Source organism: Acinetobacter haemolyticus (genome assembly GCF_900406815.1).
GTDB classification, from domain to species: Bacteria; Pseudomonadota; Gammaproteobacteria; order Pseudomonadales; family Moraxellaceae; genus Acinetobacter; species Acinetobacter haemolyticus_A.
Map to the genome: position 1 here is coordinate 70,243 of NZ_OVCN01000003.1, position 19,692 is coordinate 89,934.

A 19,692-nucleotide genomic window follows, 5' to 3' on the forward strand; every position below is an offset into this window, starting at 1 on the left:
CCCACAAACGCAAGATGACTGTCCAATAAACGGACTATTATTCTGACCTTAGTCCCCAAAAATCGGAGGTGATTGACAACAATTTTGTTCACCTCCATAGATTTTTTTATTTTATTTATTTTCTAATTTTCTTTCCAAGTTGCGATCCATCAAGCGAAATAAAGGTCGTGTTAATTTCATCACCGTATCTGGTGCGGTATTAAGTAAGGCATTTGCGATGGCACCGCTGGTACTGGTAATCCGATATGGCCTTTGTTGTACTGCCTTAACCAACCAACCTGCTGCCGTAGAGGTATCTAACATCCGCATGTGTTTATAAATAGTTGTTTTAGATGACATAGGCGTTCTTACCATTGGGAAATATACAATACTCACGTCGATGCCTTGATCTCCCAACTCCATTTTAAGTGATCGAGAGAAAGATTCTAAAGCAGATTTACTAGCTAAATAAGCTGAAAACAAAGGAATAGGAACTTGAGTAGACATCGTTGAGATATTAACGACATGCCCATTACGATTGGCTAAGAAATGAGGTAAAAAAGATAAGGTCAACCGCACCGCAGCAAAATAGTTAATTTGCATAGTACGCTCATAATCATGAAGTCGATCCAATGCTTGAGTAATAGGACGACGTATAGAGCGAGCTGCATTGTTAATCAACACATCAACTTTTACATGTTCGGTAAGTATTTGCTCAACACACTGTTTCGCATTATCTTCCTGCGTAATATCGACAGGATAAATCCATGCTTGACCGCCTTGCTCATGAATAATGGTCTGCACACGTTCTAACTCTTCTGCACGGCGGGCAATCAAACAAACTTTGGCCCCCAATATTGCCAATTGAATTGCAGCCTGCTCTCCGATACCACTCGATGCGCCCGTAAGAACAATGGTTTTTCCTTTTAGCTTCATGTTATTTATCTTCCTATTTTATATATCTTCACTTTATATCTTCAATTTCAACTTTTTTTGACTCAAAAAACTTTTTTTCTTGCCCATACAATCAAATTTCAAGCAACAATTTAAAGTGAATTAAGCCTATTTTTTATAAAAAATTCTATATAAGAGATACTCAATTTTTATTACCTTACGCTTTTTAAAAAGACGTATTAGAATTTATTTCAACCTATATCACTCTAAAAAAGCACTCTCTAAAAAGTCTAGAAAGTGCTTTTTCTCATTCATCCCCATCATGATGCAAATTTTGCATTTGGGAAGAAACGATTTTCTACAGTGTCATAACACCATTGGAAGATAAAGGTATAAACCAAAATACATAAGGTTAAACCAATATCTAAAATAAATGCTTCAACGATCGTCATATTCATCATATAAGCAATCATTGGGACGGTAGCAATCAACAAACCACCTTCAAATCCAACTGCATGCAAAATACGCACTGGAATGGTTCTTTCCCAATTGTATTTATGCTCAATTTTTTCAAAGTAATTATTAAAAATCATGTTCCAAATTACTGAAACAACCGCCATAAACACACCTAAAGTTCCTGTTACTTCCATTGGCATGTCAAAAATAAAACTTAACGCAATTGCGATGATGACCAATAAAATCACTTCATAGACAATCGCATGAATGAGTCTTCTTTTGGAAATCAACATTTCTATAACACTCTCTTGTTTGGATATTTGCCATTTTATTTTTATAATTTTGATTAATCCAATCAGGTTCTTTCAGTTTTTTTGACAGATGAATATTAATCAAGAACAACTCATCATGTTTCAAACCGTCATTGAGACAGGTTCATTTTCGGCAGCGGCACGTAAGTTAGGCAAAGTTCCTTCTGCGGTAAGCATGTCGATTGCCAACCTTGAAATTGATTTAAATCTCAACTTATTTGATCGAGTTGGACGTGAACCGAACCCTACCGCTGAAGCAATGGTACTGTATGAAAAAACACAACAATTGCTCATTGAAATGAATCAATGGAAACAACATGCTCATGCACTTAGTACAGGCTTAGAGTCCACGTTAAATATTGTGGTCGTTTCAGAACTATTGCACACCAATTGGACTGATTACATTACTCTGCTTGAACAAAACTTTCCAAGTCTCGCAATTAATATCGTCTCTGCTCCCCAAGAAGATGCTTTACAGATGTTGCTGGATCAGTCAGCACAACTGGCTTTGATGTTTGAGCGTGAACAATTAGACAGTCGTGAGCAGTTTGTTGAACTTAAAAGAGAGGCCTTAGTACCTGTTATCTCAAATATTCACCCGCTTGCTCACCTTGAACAAGTATCTTTTGAGCAAATGGTTCAAACCCGTCAAATCGTAGTAGCGAGCCGAGATAACACGATTAAACCTGAATTACTTTTTGCTAAAGATTACTGGCGTACCGACAACCACTATTCAGCTTGTATGATGATTGTTCGAAATTTGGGTTGGGGTGTTCTCCCCTTAGAAATGTTTAATGAAAATCCTGAGTTAAAGAAAAAATTGAAAATTTTGGAGCTATATGATTTCACGCCAAAGTTCGAATATTATGTGGATCTTGTCTGGAGTCGAGAAAGTGAACTCGGCGCTGCTGCAAGGTTTCTTATAGAGCACATCCGTCAACAACGTCAGAATAACTAACAATACATCCATCAAACAATAAAACTTCTGATAAGAAGTGATACTTTGCTTTCTTGAATTGTGTGTTATAAATAAAAATACCACTATATTTGTTAAACTAAGAACGTTATATCAATGACTCAAACCGCATTAAATCAATTAAAGAATTTTACAACCGTTGTAGCCGATAGTAGTGACCTTGAAGCAATTAAGAAATTTCGTCCACTTGATGCAACAACAAATCCTTCATTAATCACAGCAGCAGCTGAACAACCAGAAAGTAAAGAACTCATCGAAGATGCCTATTTACAAGCTAAAAAAGAAGGTTATGAAGCAAATGAGCTCATCGAGCGTACAATTGATATTTTAACTGTTAAGTTTGGTGTTGAGATTTTAAAGTTAATTGATGGCCGGGTTTCAACAGAAGTCGATGCTCTACTTTCATATGATACTGAGGCAACCATTGCTAAAGCTCGTGAACTTTCAAAGCTCTATCAAGACTATGGAATCGAACAATCACGTATTTTGATTAAAATCGCTTCAACATGGGAAGGAATACAAGCAGCTAAAGTTTTAGAAGCAGAAGGTATTCCATGTAATCTCACTTTATTGTTTGGTTTACATCAGGCACAAGCCTGTGCAGATGCAAACGTTACGCTCATCTCTCCATTTGTGGGACGTATTCTGGATTGGTACAAAAAAGCAGAAGGCGTTGATGCTTATCCTATCGAGAAAGATCCTGGCGTACTTTCCGTAATAAAAATATATAACTATTACAAGCAACAAGGTATTCAAACGCAAGTCATGGGAGCAAGTTTCCGCAGCACAGCACAAGTGCTCGGCTTGACAGGTTGTGATTTACTCACGATTGCACCAAATTTATTGGCACAATTAGAACAAGACCAACAAAATGTTGAAGCTCAACTTAGTGTAGAAGCAGCACATCAGGCTGAAAAAATCGAGCGCTCGGCACAAACTAAAGAAAGCTTCAAGGCTGAGCTTGAGCAGGATTTAATGGCATTCCAACTACTGCAAGGTGGAATTGACGGTTTTATCAAAGCCCGAAATCAATTAAGTTTGTTACTCCGTCAATCTTTTGGTGTTGATGCTGAAATTAGCCCATAATTAGCTGATTTTTCACCTATTAAAAACCGATTTTTGCTATATTAGTGAAGGTCGGTTTTTTTTTTATTGAGTTCATCGTGTTCGGTATCACAGATTTAACCACGTATATTATTGGTGCGATTTTAATTGTTTTATTACCCGGCCCTAACTCTATCTATGTAATGTCTGTCGCCTCACGTTATGGTATACGTACTGGTTACGCGGCTGCTTGTGGGGTATTTACTGGCGATTTTATCTTGATCATTTGTACCGTATTAGGTGCAGCTTCTTTATTAAAAGCCTTTCCAATTCTGTTTGTAATTTTAAAAATTACAGGTGCAGGTTATCTTGCTTACTTAGGTATTAAATTACTTCAAAATGCCTATCAAACATGGAAGAAACCAACCCATCATGCAGAGTTAGCTGATTTACCTCAATTAGACAAAGTTCATCCCTATCGAACGGCACTTAGTATTAGCTTGTTGAATCCAAAGGCAATTTTGTTTTTCTTATCTTTCTTTGTACAATTTGTTGAGCCAAGTTATTCCTATCCGATGATAAGCTTTTTGGTATTGGCACTCATTCTACAAATCGTCAGCTTTAGCTATCTCACTGCACTAATTTTCTCTGGGGTAAAATTAGCGGGTTTCTTTAAACATAATTATAAACTGGCAGCAGGTGGTATTTTTTTAGTGGGTATCCTATTTTTTGGATTTGGTTTGAGACTTGCAACTTCAACGATCTAATCAATCCTAGATCTATTTTGATTACAGTGGGGAGCACTGGGTTCGTTCATGTTCCCTCTCCATCTTTTTTAATCAAATGATCAATTTATTCAATCATCTTAGAACTACGATTTAAGTTGTATAAACGGTATACTTTTCAATAAATTTCTAATCAATAATAGATATATAGATGCAACGTCTGACCCAAGATTTTTCAATTCCTGCTGTATTCGCTGGCTTTATCACCTTTCTCATTGGTATTAGTGTTTCTGCAGTATTGGTTATACAAGGTGCACAATCCCTCGGTGCAAATACTGCACAAATTAGCTCTTGGTTTTGGGCATTGGGTTTAGCGATCGGACTTTCGGGTTTAGTGTTATCTTGGAAATATAAATATCCTGTCGCTACAGCTTGGTCTACGCCTGGTATAGCTTTAATAATTGCATCTACAGGACATTATGATCTATATGAAGCCATCGGTGCATTCGTCATCTGCGGCATTGCAATTGCGGTTGTGGGTTTCTCTGGTGTTTTTCAAAGATTATTGGCTCATATACCAGCAAGCCTGACCTGTGCCATGCTTGCGGGAATCCTGTTAAAATTTGGTATACAAATCTTTAGCAGTTTAGAAACCCATCTGGGGTTTATCCTCAGTATGTTAGCCATTTATCTCCTCTCAAAACGTTTATTCCCGCGCTATAGCATTGTGCTAACAGTTATTTTAGGCGCTGCGATTTGTCCGTTATTTATCAGTTTTCAACTGGCACCCATCTCTTGGGCTTTAACGCAACCCGTGTGGATGCAACCTTCCTTTTCATGGTCTGCAATTCTGGGCTTGGCTTTACCTTTGTTTGTGATCAATATGACTTCACAAAATTTACCTGGCATCGCCATGATTAAAAGCTATGGCTATCATCCACATGTCAATCAACTTGTTGGTTGGACTGGTGTCGCACATACTGTTTTTGCACCATTTGGCTGTTTTTCGGTAAATTTAGCAGCGATCAGTGCAGCAGTAAGTTTGGATGATCAAGTGCATCCTGACCCAAGCAAACGCTATATCGCAGGCATTAGTTGTGGTTTATTTTATATTTTGATGGGGCTTTTTGCGGCAACATTAGTAAGTTTGTTGATGTCATTCCCACAAATTTTCATCGTAGCACTTGCAGGTATAGCTCTTTTTGCCACGATTAGCCATAACATTGCTGTTGCTTTTGCCAATGTAGAAGAACGTGAAGCAGCTTTACTTACTTTCTTATGTAGCGCTTCTGGTGTGCAATTTCTGGGGATTGGTTCTGCTTTCTGGGGGTTAATTCTTGGAATCGTCGTTTTAATTATCTTCAAATTGAAAAATAAGCCTTAAGTCAAAACTTAAGGCTTATCTCTTACACGATGGAGCATTGAGTTTTATTTATCTAGATCTTTTTGAGCTTCGTCATCATTTAAAATACGTCCAACTTGTTGCGGTTGGATCAATGGCGCAGTCGGTCTTGGTTGTGCATGGGTGTATTGTAGTCCGACACCTGCATAAACATCATCGGCAGCAATTTCGGTTTCAAAACGCTCCTCATCCCGATCACGAATTTCATTGCTAATACGTCTTACTTCCTCTTGATCAACACCAAGCTCTTTTAAGATCACACCACCAAATTTAATCGCAGATTCGAAAGTCTCACGAATCATATAATCGACTTTGTGTTTCACCAAGTAAAGCGAATGTTCTCTGTCATAAGATCTGACCAGTAGCTTTGCTAATGGAAACTCATGTCCAACCAATTCAACGATTTTATTGGTTGTTTCTTTGCTGTCCACACACACGACAATCGCTTGTGCTGTTGCAGCACCTGATGCATGCAAAATATCTAAACGTGCTCCATCACCATAATAAATTTTAAAACCAAACCTTTCAGCGTTTTGAATCATATCAATATCATTGTCGATAATGGTCACATCTACGCCACGTGCCAATAGCAATTGACTGGTAACCTGTCCAAATCGACCAAAACCAATCATTAAAACGCTGCCGCTTAAACCTTCCGCTATATTGACATTTTCCAATGAAATTGAGTCTTTGGTTTCGGTAAAACGTTTAAACACGATCCCAATAATTGGAGTCAGCACCATAGAAAGTACAACAATTGCCGTAAGATTTGAGCGAGTTGTATTATCAATCACTTGTGCACTTACTGCCGCGGCAAACAACACGAAAGCAAACTCGCCCCCTTGTGCCATGAGTAAAGCCCGATCTAAAGCCTCAGTATGTGAACTCTTAGTAATACGAGCCACAATATAGATCATTAAAGCTTTCACAAACATCAAAGCTAAAACACCGCACAGAATCAGTTGCCAGTTTTGAGCTACGACAGATAAATCCAGTGACATCCCTACGCCGAGGAAGAATAACCCTAGCAGAATCCCTCTAAACGGCTCAATATCGGCTTCGATTTGATGCCTGAATGTAGATTCTGATAACAGCACACCCGCAAGGAAAGCTCCCATTGCCATGGACAACCCACTCACTTGCATGATTAATGCAGCACCTAATACCACCAAAAGTGCTGCGGCTGTCATCACTTCTCTCGCTTTTGCAGCTGCCAAGAGTCTAAACAATGGATTTAACAACCAATAGCCCGCTGCAATTAGGCCAGCAATAGCAAGTAAACCAATACCGATCATTTCAAATCGAGCTGAGGTACTTTCCACCACATGATTGGGAGCCATAAACGCAACAAGCGCAAGTAAAGGTACAATTAACAAATCTTCAAATAATAGAATCGAGACAATCTTTTGCCCACGTGGTTGAGCGATATCTCCACGATCTCCTAATAACTGCATTACTATCGCAGTTGAAGTCAGGACAAAACCTGTAGCAGCAATAAACGCAACTTGCCATGGGAAACCGAAAAGAATTCCGACACCTGTCAACGCACAGGAACTTACTAAAATTTGTAAACTGCCTAAACCAAATATTTCCCGCCTTAAACTCCATAAATGTGAAGGTTGCATTTCCAAACCTATCACAAACAGGTACATCACAATACCAAGTTCGGCAATATGCAAAATTGAGGCTGAATCATTAAAAAAAGCAAAACCAAATGGACCAATAACTAGACCTGCAATTAAATATCCTAATACAGAGCCTAATCCAATTCTTTTAAAGATGGGGACTGCGACAACAGCGGCTGCCAATAAAACAACAGGTGCAATTAAACTGATTGAGTGAGCTTCTGAACTCATACTATTCTCATTGTTATCAATATCTTTCTATTTTATTCGAAACAATCCAAGACTTATATATCATTTATGGGACAATGCTTCTTATTCCATTCGTTGTCGACGGCCATTCACAATTTAATTTATTACATTATTGTTCTAAAAAGTTGGACGAATTTGTGACAAACACATATCGCCCTAGGTATTCTAAGATTATAGTTCACGAACAACGACAGTTTTCGCCATTTTGTCATGCCAACCTTGTTTTTTACGATCAAAAGCAATCCAGATCAAACCAATGAAAAATACCAATGTTGCTGGAATATAACCAATATAACGGATAATTCCTTGACCTACTGAAATATGATGACCTGTTTGCTCATCGAGAACTTTTAGACGTAATAAGCGCTTACCTGGCGTACCTGCAAATTTAACCCAACAGAATATATAAAATATAGCCGATAAAATCTGCCCGAGCCAATCCGTCCAAGACCAACTTGTACTTGCTAAGTTCTCCGTAACATTTGGAGTTAACAGCATCATTAATGGAATCAAAACCGCTAAAATAAGAATCGTATCAAGAATGGCTGCACCTAAACGTATCCAAAATCCCGCATATTCATATTTATCTGACATATTCCCCTCTCTATTTTGTTTATAAAAAGTCAATGATTAGAGATATTTTTTCAGCAAACACTATAACATTTATCTTGAATTTTGTTTTAATTCACGGTCAAAAAAATCAACTGTACGTTGCCAAACCAATGCCGACTCTGGCCGATTCCGGCAAACGGTACGAAAACCGTGTGGCATTGGGTAAGTATATGCTTCTACACGATCGCCTAATTGTTGAATCAGTTTATTTCTTTTTTTAGCAGGACAAAATGGATCAAATTGCTCTGACCAATGTCCTTGTAACAACCGAATTTCATCCAAAGATTCGGTTTTAGGGACGCCTGCACCTTCAATTCCAATAGAATGATGATAGACAACAGGTGCCAACATATCTTCCCGTTTTGCCATTTGAATGACATAACCACCTGTTAAACACTGACCTAACATACCTAAGCGACCATTTGATCGCGGATCCCCCTTTAACTGATCCAATAACACATGAATTTCTTTGTTTACATCACTATCAGCGGCATTGGTACGCCCCGCTTTCGCAACCATTGCACGAATACAATATTTAACAGCGCCACCCGAATATAAATTCGGTACATAAACTAGATATCCACGATTGGCAAGGTCTTGAGCATCTTCGCGATAAGCATCAATCACACCATATAATTCATGGAGTAACAAAATCGCTGGAAGTTTTTCAGTCGTTTGGGTTGGTGCATAAACTTCAACCTCGATCTGACGAGTTGGTAATGTAATTGTTTTTATTTCCATTTTCTCATATCTATATTGATTAATTCTCACTCATATTATTTATGACAATAACAATTGTCAAATAAAAAAGGATGTTTAATTAACATCCCTTTTCATCATATCTGTTAGGCTTTCTGTTTAGATAAGAAAACTCGGTTTTAACATTCAATCGAATTGACTGCCAATCCCCCTTTTGAAGTTTCTTTATACTTATCAGACATATCCTTGCCAGTTTCTTTCATAGTTTGAATGACCTTATCCAATGAAATAAAATGATCACCATCCCCATGTAATGACATTTGAGCTGCATTGATTGCTTTTACAGCAGCGATTGCATTTCTTTCAATGCATGGGACTTGCACCAAACCTCCCACAGGATCACAGGTCAATCCCAAATTATGTTCTAATCCGATTTCAGCAGCATGTTCAACCTGTTCGGGTGTCCCATCCAAGATTTCTGCTAAACCTGCCGATGCCATCGCACATGCGGAACCCACCTCACCTTGACATCCAACTTCGGCACCAGAAATAGATGCATTCAATTTACATAAGATACCGACTGCCGCGGCACTCAAGAAAAATCTCACAATGGTATCTTCAGACTCATCTTTAGAAAAATTAACATAATAAGATAACACCGCTGGGATGATTCCAGCCGCACCATTGGTAGGTGCGGTGACCACTCGACCTCCTGCGGCATTTTCTTCATTGACCGCAAGCGCGTATAAATTCACCCATTCCATTGCGTTGAATGTGGTCGCAATTAAATTCTCATTTTCTTTTTTTATTAACCGTTGATGAATGTTTTTCGCACGGCGTTTCACATTCAAACCACCTGCCAGAACACCTTCATGTTGCAAACCACTTTGAATACAATCTTGCATCACTTGCCAAATTTGCATAATTTTGGCACGGATTTCAGCCTCACTACGCCAACTTTTTTCATTTTCTAGCATCAAATGACTAACGCTACATTGATGTGTGTGGCATAATGCCAATAGTTCTTTAGCACTTTGAAATGGATAAGGGACGATGGTTTGATCTTCCACAAAACTCCCTTGATCTACCTGACTCTCATCAATAATAAACCCACCACCAATTGAGTAATAAGTATTTGAATAGAGCTGTTTTTCTTCAGAATCTAATGCTGTTATCGTCATCGCATTCGGATGGTACGGTAAAGCCTCATCAATAAAAACAATATCTCGATTAGGATCAAAATGCACTGCATGGGTGCCATCCAACATCAACTTGCTGGATTGCAACACCTGATCTAACTGTATTTGGCTATGAGGAATATCAATCGTTTCAGGATCATTCCCCATTAAACCCAATATCGTCGCTCGATCTGTACCGTGTCCCACACCTGTCGAAGACAATGAACCGTATAAAAGAATTTGTACGCTAGTCACCTTATTTAAAATATCTTGGGTCTTAAGTGATTGAGTAAAGCGATATGCTGCTCTCATCGGTGCAACCGTATGTGAACTCGAAGGCCCAACACCAATTTTAAAAAGATCAAATACGCTCAGCGCCATATATTATTGTCCTCTGCTATCCCTTCATATTTTTATAATTTTTATTCAATGGGCAATTCCATAAAAAAAGAAAACCAAAAACAATAACCACAACCGTACTATGACGATTGTGGCTATAGAAAATTTTAACGCTTAAATGCTTAATAATGCATTCAAAGTTTCTGACACATTTTTAGATTTCACTTTTGGCTGTAAGGCTTTTAATGCTTGTTGTACATGACCGCGCTGAGGCTCGATCAACGTATACCAACGAGAAAGTACCTGTAATAAACGTGAACCTAAAATTGGGTTTTTTTCATCTAGATAGGCTGCTAATTCAATAAAATGATCAACACCAAAACTCCACGTATTCACTGGATTATTTGCCAAAGCACCGCTGACAGAACGGATTCGGTTCGGTGTACCTAAATCATAATCGACATGTTGAGTTAGATATCTAATGGTTTCTGCGGTCGCGCAAGGATGAGAAGCTTGGATCATAAACCATTGATCCAAAGACAAGGCTTCATCTTTGAAACGATTGTAGAAGTCATCAAGCGCTGCTTGCGCTTGTGGCGCATCATTCCAAACTAATACACGTAGCGCCCCAAGACGTTCCGACATATTTCTTGTTTGCTGGTATTGTTCATAAGCCAAGTCGAAAACAGAATTATCACCTTGACGTGCCAACATGCTCAACATGATGTTTTTCAATGCACGAACACCCATTGCCAAAGAAAATTCTTTTTGCATGTCTGGGTCCAATGATAAATATGTTTCTTTCCAGAAAGGACCAAGTTCACGTGCTAAACGGTTCAAAACAGCTTCACGTTTTTCATGAATTAATTCTGGTTCATAGTCTTGATCGATTCGACTACCCAAATAATTTTCGCTTGGAACATCAAATAATCGAGAAGCAAGTAGTGGATCTTTATTTACCAATTCAGGCAGCGTATTTTTAATGGCCTCAATATAAGTATCAGCTTTATGATCTTCCAATAAGATACGTTCTAATAACGTCTGGGTTGCTTGCCATTGATTAAAACCATTAGTTTCATGCTGAATCAAGAATGCAAGATCATCATTTGAATAATCAAATACCAAATTCACTGGTGCAGAAAAATTACGCAGCAATGAAGCCACGGGCTGCTCAGTAATACCCGTAAATTCAATCGTCGCTTCATCTTGATCAAACAAATACATGCCATCTTTTACATCATTTACAAATAGATCGGCACTGTGCAGAGTATATTGCTCACCAGAAGTTGTATTAAACAAGGCTAAAGCAACAGGAATCGGGACTGCTTTTAAATTCGGATATTTCGGATGTGCTTTTAAACCTTGCTTAAAACTCAAACGATAGGTTTGTGTCGCTGCATCATATTGCCCTTTAACTTCCAATTTCGGTGTGCCTGGCTGGTTATACCACGTCAGGAAATTGGATAAATCGACACCCGAACCTGCACTAAGTGCAGAAACCCAATCTTCCACAGTGACAGCTTGACCATCATGACGATGGAAATATTCATCCGTACCTTGGCGATATTTATCTTTACCCAATAGGGTTGCCATCATACGGTTAATTTCTGCGCCTTTTTCATAAACCGTTGCCGTATAGAAGTTATTAATTTCAACAAAATGATCTGGGCGTGGAGGATGAGACAGAGGTCCCGCGTCTTCAGGGAATTGATGCGATTTTAACACTGCTACATCATCAATACGTTGTACTGCTGCTGACTGTAAATCTTCAGAAAAAGACTGATCGCGGAAAACGGTTAAACCTTCTTTTAAACAGAGCTGGAACCAATCACGACAAGTAATACGGTTACCAGTCCAGTTATGGAAATACTCATGTGCAATGACTGACTGCACACGCATGATGGCCGCATCAGTCGTATACTCCTCATCTGCAAGCACACATGAGGTGTTGAAGATATTTAAACCTTTATTTTCCATCGCCCCCATGTTGAACTGGCTCACGGCAACAATCATATAATTGTCTAGATCATATGGACGACCATAATGCTCTTCATCCCAACGCATTGAATGCTTTAACGCTTCCATTGCAATGTGACATTTTGGAATATCTTTTTCTACTGCATAAATTTCTAATGCGACATCACGACCTTCTATAGTGGTATAGCGGTCTTTGAGTACAGCCAAATCTCCAATTACACAAGCAAATAAATAGCTCGGTTTTTTGGTTGGATCTTGCCAAATTGCGAAATGGCGATTTTCATTCACCTCGCCAGTTTCCAGCAAATTACCATTTGCCAATAACACAGGATATTTCTTATCCGCTTCAACACGAGTTGTAAATACAGATAGTACATCTGGGCGATCTGGATAAAACGTAATTTTACGAAAACCTTCAGGCTCATTTTGAGTAACGTACAACTCACCCGCTTTATAAAGGCCTTCTAGTTGAGTATTTGATTCAGGATGAATGATCACCTGAATTTGTAATATGACCTCATCTGGTGCATCTGCGATCACCAGTTGTTCACTGTCTAATTCATATTGATCAGAGTTTAATGTTTGACCATTGAGCTGAATCGATTTTAATTCTAAATCACGACCTAGAAGGATCAACGAACCAGCACTTTGACGCTTCATTACAAGCGTTGAATCAACAATGGTATGGTCCTCATAAACTTGAATGTCCAAGTGAACCGAATCAACCAAGAACGATGGTTTTTGGTAGTCTTTTAAATAAATGGTTTGATCCGTTTGTACAGGAGGTTGCGCCGCGATATTCATCAGTATTCCTTATCTTTCATAATTTCATGTCAACGGTCTTGTTGGTAAGACTTCTGGTTGCGTCATCAATTTGCACAAATTATGCCGTTTGGTCTAAATATTTCGTATTAGAAAATTATTTAGTACATCTCAACCGATCATACGCCAACTATCAGAGCCTGTCTTTAATGCCAGACACGAGTTTAAGAATTTTATTGGGTTGAAATAATTCAATTTCAAATATATTCGCTTCAATCAGCCGATCATTTAGACAAAATTACAACATAGTTTTCTATTCTTAAATAAAAGTGACAGACCGAACTGCTTTTCATCGCTTAATTTACATTTTTTTTATTTGTTTTACATTTTGTGCACGGTTATTGCTTAATCAATTATGCCAATGTAGGTAAATAAAATAACAAGCGAGGGCTACGACTATGGAATTGAAAGCACACCTTTATCGTCTCGAAAACATTAAAGCAATCCATGATCTTGCGAAAGCAGGTATTGACCATCATGTGATTTCTGTTTTTCTAACAGCAGAGGGAATTGAACTGACGACATTAGAAGTAACCAATATCGTGAATACTTACGATGCCCTAGGAAAAGAGAAAGTACCGAGTAAAAAAGTACAAGCGCTTATTGCCGCAAAAAAAATTGGACAAGAGGACGAAAACTTACCATGCCCTGTTTAACATTTAACTCAATAAAAAAACCTCAAATCAGCCTCTGATTTGAGGTTTTTTCAAACTAGAATTTCAAAGTATTTGGCAATTTACGGATTTCCGCTATTGGTCCGAATCCAAACAACCGTACGCCCAAGCGCAGATACCCCCATATAGCCACGCATTCGTAAACGTTTACCTTCGCCCGATACGACACCTTTACCTTTATAAATTCGACCACTGGTCGCCTCTAAAACTGTACCGTCAATATAGGCATTAGAATTATTCGGATCTTGTCTAAATCCAGACAATATTTCCAATCCAAGTAAAGGTTTATTGGTATGCGGTGCTGGGCATTTGGTACAGTTGGTCAAAGCGATACCATGTGCATTTGGATAGCGATAAACAATTTTCCCATTAAAGCGCCCATCATCACCTTTTCGAATTTCGACAATGGAGAGTTGTTCACCTGTGCGCTCTTCAATACTTTTCCAGTATCCTTCGATCGATGCAGCAGAAGCTGTCGCCGTTAAAAATGCAATAGAAAGCCCCATGATTCCTTTCATGAATACATGATTTGACATCTTTATATTTTCCCCGTTAAAAAATTACTTAGTCATGTTTTATAGATTTAATATTAAAAAAATAGCATATTTATAGCGCAGTTACACTGTACGCCCCAGTACTTGACTCTATAAAATTTTCAACAATCAAATACGTACAGTGTAATTCATAAATTTTAATTTAAGGATTTGGACTATCAGTACGAATCCAGACTTGCGTACGTCCTAAGGCAGAAATTCCCATATAACCGCGCATCCGCATACGTTTACCATCTGCACTGAGTTGTGCTTTACCTTTGTAAATATTTCCTGTTTTTGGTTCAAGAACACGACCATCAATATACTGATTTGGATTTTGAGGATCTTGTTTCAAACCCCACGCGATTTGCAGACCTAAAATTGGTTTATTCTTAAATGGTTCAGGACATTTAACACAATTGGTCAACAACGTACCACCACCAGGCACAGGATATCGATAAACAATCGTACCTGTATAAGTTCCGTCAGTCTTTTTTTTCACTTCAACAATTGAAAGCTGTTCACCTGTACGGTCATCAATACTCTTCCAATAGCCTTCTGGTGTTGACGCAATCGTAAGTGTAGTTAATAAACCTAGAGAGATTCCCACGACTCCATTCATGAGGATTTTTTTTTGCATATTGGCTCCTTTATCCCTAGCAATCCTTTGGGCCTACATTTTTATTACAATGCATCAATATGGTCAATAAAAAATCATGGATATTTCACAGTTTTATTCTTTATAAATTTGAATTAAATCACATATTTAAACATTACCAAAACAAGGTTTACATTCACAATCAGCCACCTTAAAATTTAAACATCTAGACTCATTCTCAACGATTCTTTGCACCACTTCATGTGCCAGCAATGTATAATATATTTTTTCTAAGACGACTTAATCAATGGATTTACAGATTCTACAAAAACAGTTAGATGAAAGTAGCCATTGCCCATTGTGTCAAGCATCAATGTATTGGGTTGAAGCTGAACAATATACTCAAGAGCTACAATTTCACGAATGCAGTCACTGCCAACACCGCGTTTTTCAGCAAGAAAGTAAACTGAATTGCCATTGTGCTCAATGTACTGCTGCAAGAAAGAAACAAACACAACAAACTCGCCTACAAGAACAACGTAAATACAGTACCAAAGATGAAGTCATTTATAGCCTTAATCAGCTCAGTTTTTTACATAAATTATTTTTACTGAGTTTACTCGACCATTATGCGCGTGAAGATGTACAACATGATGAAATCATTCATTGGGAAAATATTAAATTCCATCATTTTACGCCCAACTATTTATTCCAAAACCATTTACTTCAAAGCTTGCTCAAACTCGGTGTTTTAAAACCACAAGATTCAGGTATTGAGACAGGACATTACTATTTAAATATTCGTTTAGATGGTTATTCTGATCCTAGTTTATATAGTGTTGCTCAACAATTACGTAACTGGTTTTATGAAAATCTTAGTTTAGGCATACCCTTTAAAACAACTGACGAAGTAAAAGATGCAATGTATTTGGTTTTATACCAAGAGATTGTTCAGTTTATGCAATTTTATTGCCGAACATGGGGGATTCAAATTGCAGGTAGTCGCCCTTTTCAAAGTTTTTGCTTTCGACTTATGGATAGTTTAGCCATCGGTCAGATCTATTATCTAATTCAAACAGCACTCGAATATTTGTACAAACAAAAAGCTTTACAGCCAAGAAATGATAAATTTATTAACACCAATTTATTAAAGAAAACATTGGAACAATACCGCGAACGTTCAGTGACTGAACGATGGGAAACCTCAACATTACCCAGACCACATAATATCCCTTTAAGTAAAATGAGTGAAATTTTACTGTTTAAATTTCTTGGCTACGATGAAAAGATCTTTATTCAACCAATTTGGAAATCATGGCGAAAAATAGAGCCTCGTTTAAATTTTTATTCGGTAAAACGCTGCATGTATTGTGGTTCTAATGACCTCGTGGTTGAGTACGATGCTACAGATTATGTTTCCCTCATTTGTCGTCAGTGCAAACATCAAGACCACTATTTCACCCGTTAAAGCTTTAGGATTCTTATCATGTCATCAAAACAACTATTGATTGATCAAGTCATTCAAGCTTGGCATGCGTTGCAACAAAAAACACCGTTGATTCAGTGTATGACCAACAGTGTTGCCAACAACTATGTCGCCAATATACTGCTGGCAGCTGGTGCATCTCCTGCGATGATTGATAATCCATATGAAGCCGAAGAATTTACCAAAATTAGTGCTGCTTTAAGTATTAATGTTGGCACACCGACCACAGAACAAACCCAAGCGATGTTGATTTCTGCTCAAACGGCGCAACAGCATCAAATACCATGGGTTCTCGATCCAGTCGGCTACGGTCCAATCTTAAAATGGCGCAGTCAAACCGTAGATCAATTATTGCGATACCACCCAACGATCATTCGTGGAAATGCCTCAGAAATTAGTGCATTAGCAGGTAATCATGTTCAATCTAAAGGCGTAGACAGTACACTCAATAGCCAAGATGTTTATGAGCAAGCTCGGCGTTTATTGCAGCATACAGATTGTGTCGCCATTTCTGGCGTTTCTGATTATATTATTTCAAAGCAATTTGATATGGTGATTCAAGTCAATGGTGGTTGTCATCTACAACCGAAAATCACTGCTACAGGATGCGCGCTAGGTGCTTTAACAGCAGCTTATAGTGCGGTTGCTTCGCCCGCAATTGCTGCACTTGCTTCGCACTTACACTTTGCAATTGCTGGTAAACTTGCTTATGACCAAGCACAAACAGTCGGTAGTTTTAATATTATGTTTTTAGACTATCTACATATGTTAGATGATAATTTAATTCATCAATATTACAGCATTGATTGTCTATGATTCTTTATACATAAACAATCAATGCTGCTTTGACTTAAATGATTGATTAATGAAACCTTTACTCACTAAAGTTGAATTATTAAATACCATCCCAGATGATTTTCCATTTTTTCATCTCTATCCACTTGAGTTTAGAAAAAATATCACTGTAATTACTGGTGAGAACGGCAGTGGAAAATCAACGATTTTAGAAGCTTTAGCTTTAAAATTCGGCTGCTCGGCTGAAGGAGGAACGGTCAATTTTAATTATAAGACCGAAGATACCCATTTAGACTATAGCTCACATTTGCGTATCCAAAAATCTCCACGTCGAATAAGAGATATCTTTTTTTATCGCTCTGAAACTTACTACAACTTTCTAACCGAAATGCGTCAACTCGATAATGCACCAAGTTTCGGACCACCCATTCGAAATTTCTACGGCGGGAAAGATTTACATACGCTATCACATGGTGAAGCAATGAAAGCACTTATTGATCACCGTTTTCGCGCCGAAGGTCTATATATTCTTGATGAGCCAGAATCCGCACTTTCAGTCAATAATCAAATTAACTTTGTGGAAAAAGTAATTCAACTGAGTAAGTTAGGTACGCAATTTATCATTGCAACGCACTCACCTATTTTAATGCTGATGCCAAATATCCAATTGCTTCAATTGACCGAGAATAGCCTGCGTGAAGTGAATTTTGCAGACACACATATCTACTATATGTATAAAGAAATTATTAACTCAAACGGCGATTACCTCAAACAAATTATTGATATTGAGTAAAATATTTCAATCTCCCTGTTATCCTATGAATGGTGACGTTTGAAAATCCCTTCGCTCATTAATGTGTAAATCTGTGCTAAGTCAGTTCTTTCAGATTGGGCAAGCAATTGTTGATGCATTTTTAAAATATTTTGATCACCGCGCATTGCTGGACCTGTTTGCATAAGCTTGGGTTGATTAACAACAGCTTTACTGGCTGTTTCAGTTATCAAAGGATATAACAAGCTAAAATCGACCTGTTCAGCAGCAACGATTTGCTGCGCCATGTCATAGCAATAATTACTAAAATTGCATGCAAATACTGCCGCTAAATGCAGTGTTTGACGTTGTTTAGAGCTATATTGATAGACTCTATTACTTAGGCTATTAGCAAGCCCTGTCAGTATTTCTAAATCGGCTTGTGTTGATGCTTCTACAAAAATTGGTGTTTCAATCCAATCGATATCGCGATCCAAACTAAAAGTTTGTAGTGGATAAAACACCCCTGTTCGCTGTGATGCTTGCTCTATCGTGATTAAGCTCGTACTGCCCGAAGTATGTACAATTAAACTCTGAGGTACGAGTGATGTAATTGAATTCATAATTTCAGCAATTACTTGATCACTGACAGCAATCACCACTAAATCGGTTCGTGAATCTAATTGCGCGAATTGATCAATTGCTTGAGCATTTACTTGAGAAGCTAGATTTTCCGCATTTTCTAAATCACGACTAAAAACCTGAACAATATGATGCTGCTGATGCAAAACTTTGGCTAAATGAGTAGCAACCCGACCAGCACCAATAAATGTAATACGCATAAACTCAATCTAAATGTTGTTTGATTGGCAGCATGCCAAGAACCGCGATCTAAATCAATTATTTACTTATCTGATATAACCAAAGTAGTGAGAAACTAGCAAAAACCAAAGCAAAGAAAGGAAAAGCTTTGGGTTGCTTTGAATCTTGTGGCGTAACAGGCATGGTCAAAATCGGCGGCATCAAAGTTTTTTCTGTAACTTGTCCTAAGCTCATAACCTCAGGCATCCAATTCGGCAACAGTGCGTGAATAGACTTTTTATGATCTCGAAGATAGTAAATAATGCTAATGGTATCGTTCCCGATCTCATTTGAAAGCACAGCCAAGCTCTTTGGGATGGCTCGATTCAAAGTTTTTTCCACTTCAGCAACCGAAACACGCCCTGCAGCCAAACGTAACAACAATGCATTTTTTACTTGATCATTTTTTTCAAATAAATCATAAACTGAAGGTGTTAGTTTTTCTTTTAATTGATCGACAAGTTGGGGCTTCTCTAAAAATTGAGCCAAAAGAATTGGGTAAAATCTTGATAAAATATCGTTTTTTTCATTTACCAAGCTGGTTTGATCATTGACAATCACCGCTGATACTTTTTGTTTAAGTAGCTCCATTGGATTTGTAGACATTGTATTAACTCCAACAATTCAAATGACTCACATCTCTTTTTTATAATTTTATGCATAATAAATCTCATTTCATTGATACTTTAATCTATTTATTATCATT

At 37.9% G+C, this 19,692-nt stretch carries 19 protein-coding genes; 8 read left to right on the forward strand and 11 right to left on the reverse strand.

Annotation, left to right across the window (positions count from 1 at the left end):
• Positions 1-111: 111 nt before the first annotated feature.
• On the reverse strand, positions 112-915 hold the full coding sequence (locus tag DK207_RS02870; RefSeq protein ID WP_109439897.1) for an SDR family NAD(P)-dependent oxidoreductase: 804 nt from the start codon (positions 913-915) through the stop codon (positions 112-114).
• A 278-nt stretch (positions 916-1,193) separates the two neighbouring features.
• A complete protein-coding gene (gene aceI / locus DK207_RS02875; protein ID WP_109439898.1) occupies positions 1,194-1,622 on the reverse strand; it encodes a chlorhexidine efflux PACE transporter AceI in 429 nt (142 codons plus the stop codon).
• A gap of 88 nt (positions 1,623-1,710) precedes the next feature.
• Here aceI and DK207_RS02880 point away from each other — a divergent pair, with 88 nt between their 5' ends.
• From DK207_RS02880 to DK207_RS02895, 4 genes are all read left to right on the forward strand, one after another.
• Complete coding sequence (locus DK207_RS02880; RefSeq protein WP_109439899.1) at positions 1,711-2,598, forward strand: LysR family transcriptional regulator; 888 nt, start codon at positions 1,711-1,713, stop codon at positions 2,596-2,598.
• Positions 2,599-2,712: 114 nt separating this feature from the next.
• A complete protein-coding gene (tal, locus tag DK207_RS02885) occupies positions 2,713-3,702 on the forward strand; it encodes a transaldolase (RefSeq protein WP_109439900.1) in 990 nt (329 codons plus the stop codon).
• 77 nt (positions 3,703-3,779) lie between these two features.
• Entirely contained in the window at positions 3,780-4,427 is a 648-nt protein-coding gene (gene leuE / locus DK207_RS02890; RefSeq protein WP_109439901.1) for a leucine efflux protein LeuE, read from the forward strand.
• Positions 4,428-4,596: 169 nt separating this feature from the next.
• Positions 4,597-5,769: a benzoate/H(+) symporter BenE family transporter gene (locus tag DK207_RS02895; protein ID WP_109439902.1), complete on the forward strand. Its 1,173-nt coding sequence runs from the start codon at positions 4,597-4,599 to the stop codon at positions 5,767-5,769.
• Positions 5,770-5,813: 44 nt separating this feature from the next.
• On the opposite strand, the gene DK207_RS02900 is transcribed toward DK207_RS02895, so the two are convergent.
• The 5 genes from DK207_RS02900 to pepN all read right to left on the reverse strand — a co-directional run bounded on the left by DK207_RS02900 (position 5,814) and on the right by pepN (position 13,270).
• Positions 5,814-7,643 (reverse strand): monovalent cation:proton antiporter-2 (CPA2) family protein, encoded by a 1,830-nt coding sequence (locus DK207_RS02900; RefSeq protein WP_109439903.1) that lies wholly within the window; start codon positions 7,641-7,643, stop codon positions 5,814-5,816.
• 189 nt (positions 7,644-7,832) lie between these two features.
• Entirely contained in the window at positions 7,833-8,255 is a 423-nt protein-coding gene (locus DK207_RS02905) for an RDD family protein (RefSeq protein WP_109439904.1), read from the reverse strand.
• Positions 8,256-8,324: 69 nt separating this feature from the next.
• On the reverse strand, positions 8,325-9,014 hold the full coding sequence (locus tag DK207_RS02910) for a dienelactone hydrolase family protein (RefSeq protein WP_109439905.1): 690 nt from the start codon (positions 9,012-9,014) through the stop codon (positions 8,325-8,327).
• Between the two features lie 137 nt (positions 9,015-9,151).
• Positions 9,152-10,531 carry an L-serine ammonia-lyase gene (locus DK207_RS02915; protein WP_109439906.1) on the reverse strand — a complete coding sequence of 460 codons (1,380 nt, stop codon included), beginning with the start codon at positions 10,529-10,531 and terminating at the stop codon, positions 9,152-9,154.
• Between the two features lie 132 nt (positions 10,532-10,663).
• Complete coding sequence (pepN, locus tag DK207_RS02920) at positions 10,664-13,270, reverse strand: aminopeptidase N (protein WP_109439907.1); 2,607 nt, start codon at positions 13,268-13,270, stop codon at positions 10,664-10,666.
• Between the two features lie 416 nt (positions 13,271-13,686).
• On the opposite strand from pepN, the gene DK207_RS02925 reads away from it, so the two are divergent.
• A complete protein-coding gene (locus tag DK207_RS02925; protein ID WP_004639454.1) occupies positions 13,687-13,944 on the forward strand; it encodes a hypothetical protein in 258 nt (85 codons plus the stop codon).
• 80 nt (positions 13,945-14,024) lie between these two features.
• On the opposite strand, the gene DK207_RS02930 is transcribed toward DK207_RS02925, so the two are convergent.
• Together DK207_RS02930 and DK207_RS02935 are read right to left on the reverse strand one after the other, a co-directional pair.
• Entirely contained in the window at positions 14,025-14,498 is a 474-nt protein-coding gene (locus DK207_RS02930; protein ID WP_004639455.1) for a DUF2147 domain-containing protein, read from the reverse strand.
• A 160-nt stretch (positions 14,499-14,658) separates the two neighbouring features.
• Positions 14,659-15,135 (reverse strand): DUF2147 domain-containing protein, encoded by a 477-nt coding sequence (locus tag DK207_RS02935; RefSeq protein WP_005090061.1) that lies wholly within the window; start codon positions 15,133-15,135, stop codon positions 14,659-14,661.
• Between the two features lie 265 nt (positions 15,136-15,400).
• Between DK207_RS02935 and DK207_RS02940 the strand changes: the two genes are divergently transcribed.
• Genes DK207_RS02940 through DK207_RS02950 form a run of 3 tightly spaced genes read left to right on the forward strand, consistent with a single transcriptional unit; the run spans position 15,401 to position 18,167 of the window.
• Positions 15,401-16,561: a hypothetical protein gene (locus DK207_RS02940; RefSeq protein ID WP_004639458.1), complete on the forward strand. Its 1,161-nt coding sequence runs from the start codon at positions 15,401-15,403 to the stop codon at positions 16,559-16,561.
• 18 nt (positions 16,562-16,579) lie between these two features.
• Entirely contained in the window at positions 16,580-17,395 is an 816-nt protein-coding gene (gene thiM, locus DK207_RS02945) for a hydroxyethylthiazole kinase (protein WP_109439908.1), read from the forward strand.
• A gap of 49 nt (positions 17,396-17,444) precedes the next feature.
• Complete coding sequence (locus DK207_RS02950; protein ID WP_109439909.1) at positions 17,445-18,167, forward strand: AAA family ATPase; 723 nt, start codon at positions 17,445-17,447, stop codon at positions 18,165-18,167.
• Positions 18,168-18,190: 23 nt separating this feature from the next.
• Here the strand turns inward: DK207_RS02950 and DK207_RS02955 are convergent, their stop codons facing one another.
• Together DK207_RS02955 and DK207_RS02960 are read right to left on the reverse strand one after the other, a co-directional pair.
• A complete protein-coding gene (locus DK207_RS02955) occupies positions 18,191-18,967 on the reverse strand; it encodes a Rossmann-like and DUF2520 domain-containing protein (protein WP_109439910.1) in 777 nt (258 codons plus the stop codon).
• A 58-nt stretch (positions 18,968-19,025) separates the two neighbouring features.
• Positions 19,026-19,592, reverse strand: coding sequence for a hypothetical protein (locus DK207_RS02960; protein ID WP_109439911.1), 567 nt, complete (start codon positions 19,590-19,592; stop codon positions 19,026-19,028).
• Between the last annotated feature and the right edge of the window lie 100 nt (positions 19,593-19,692).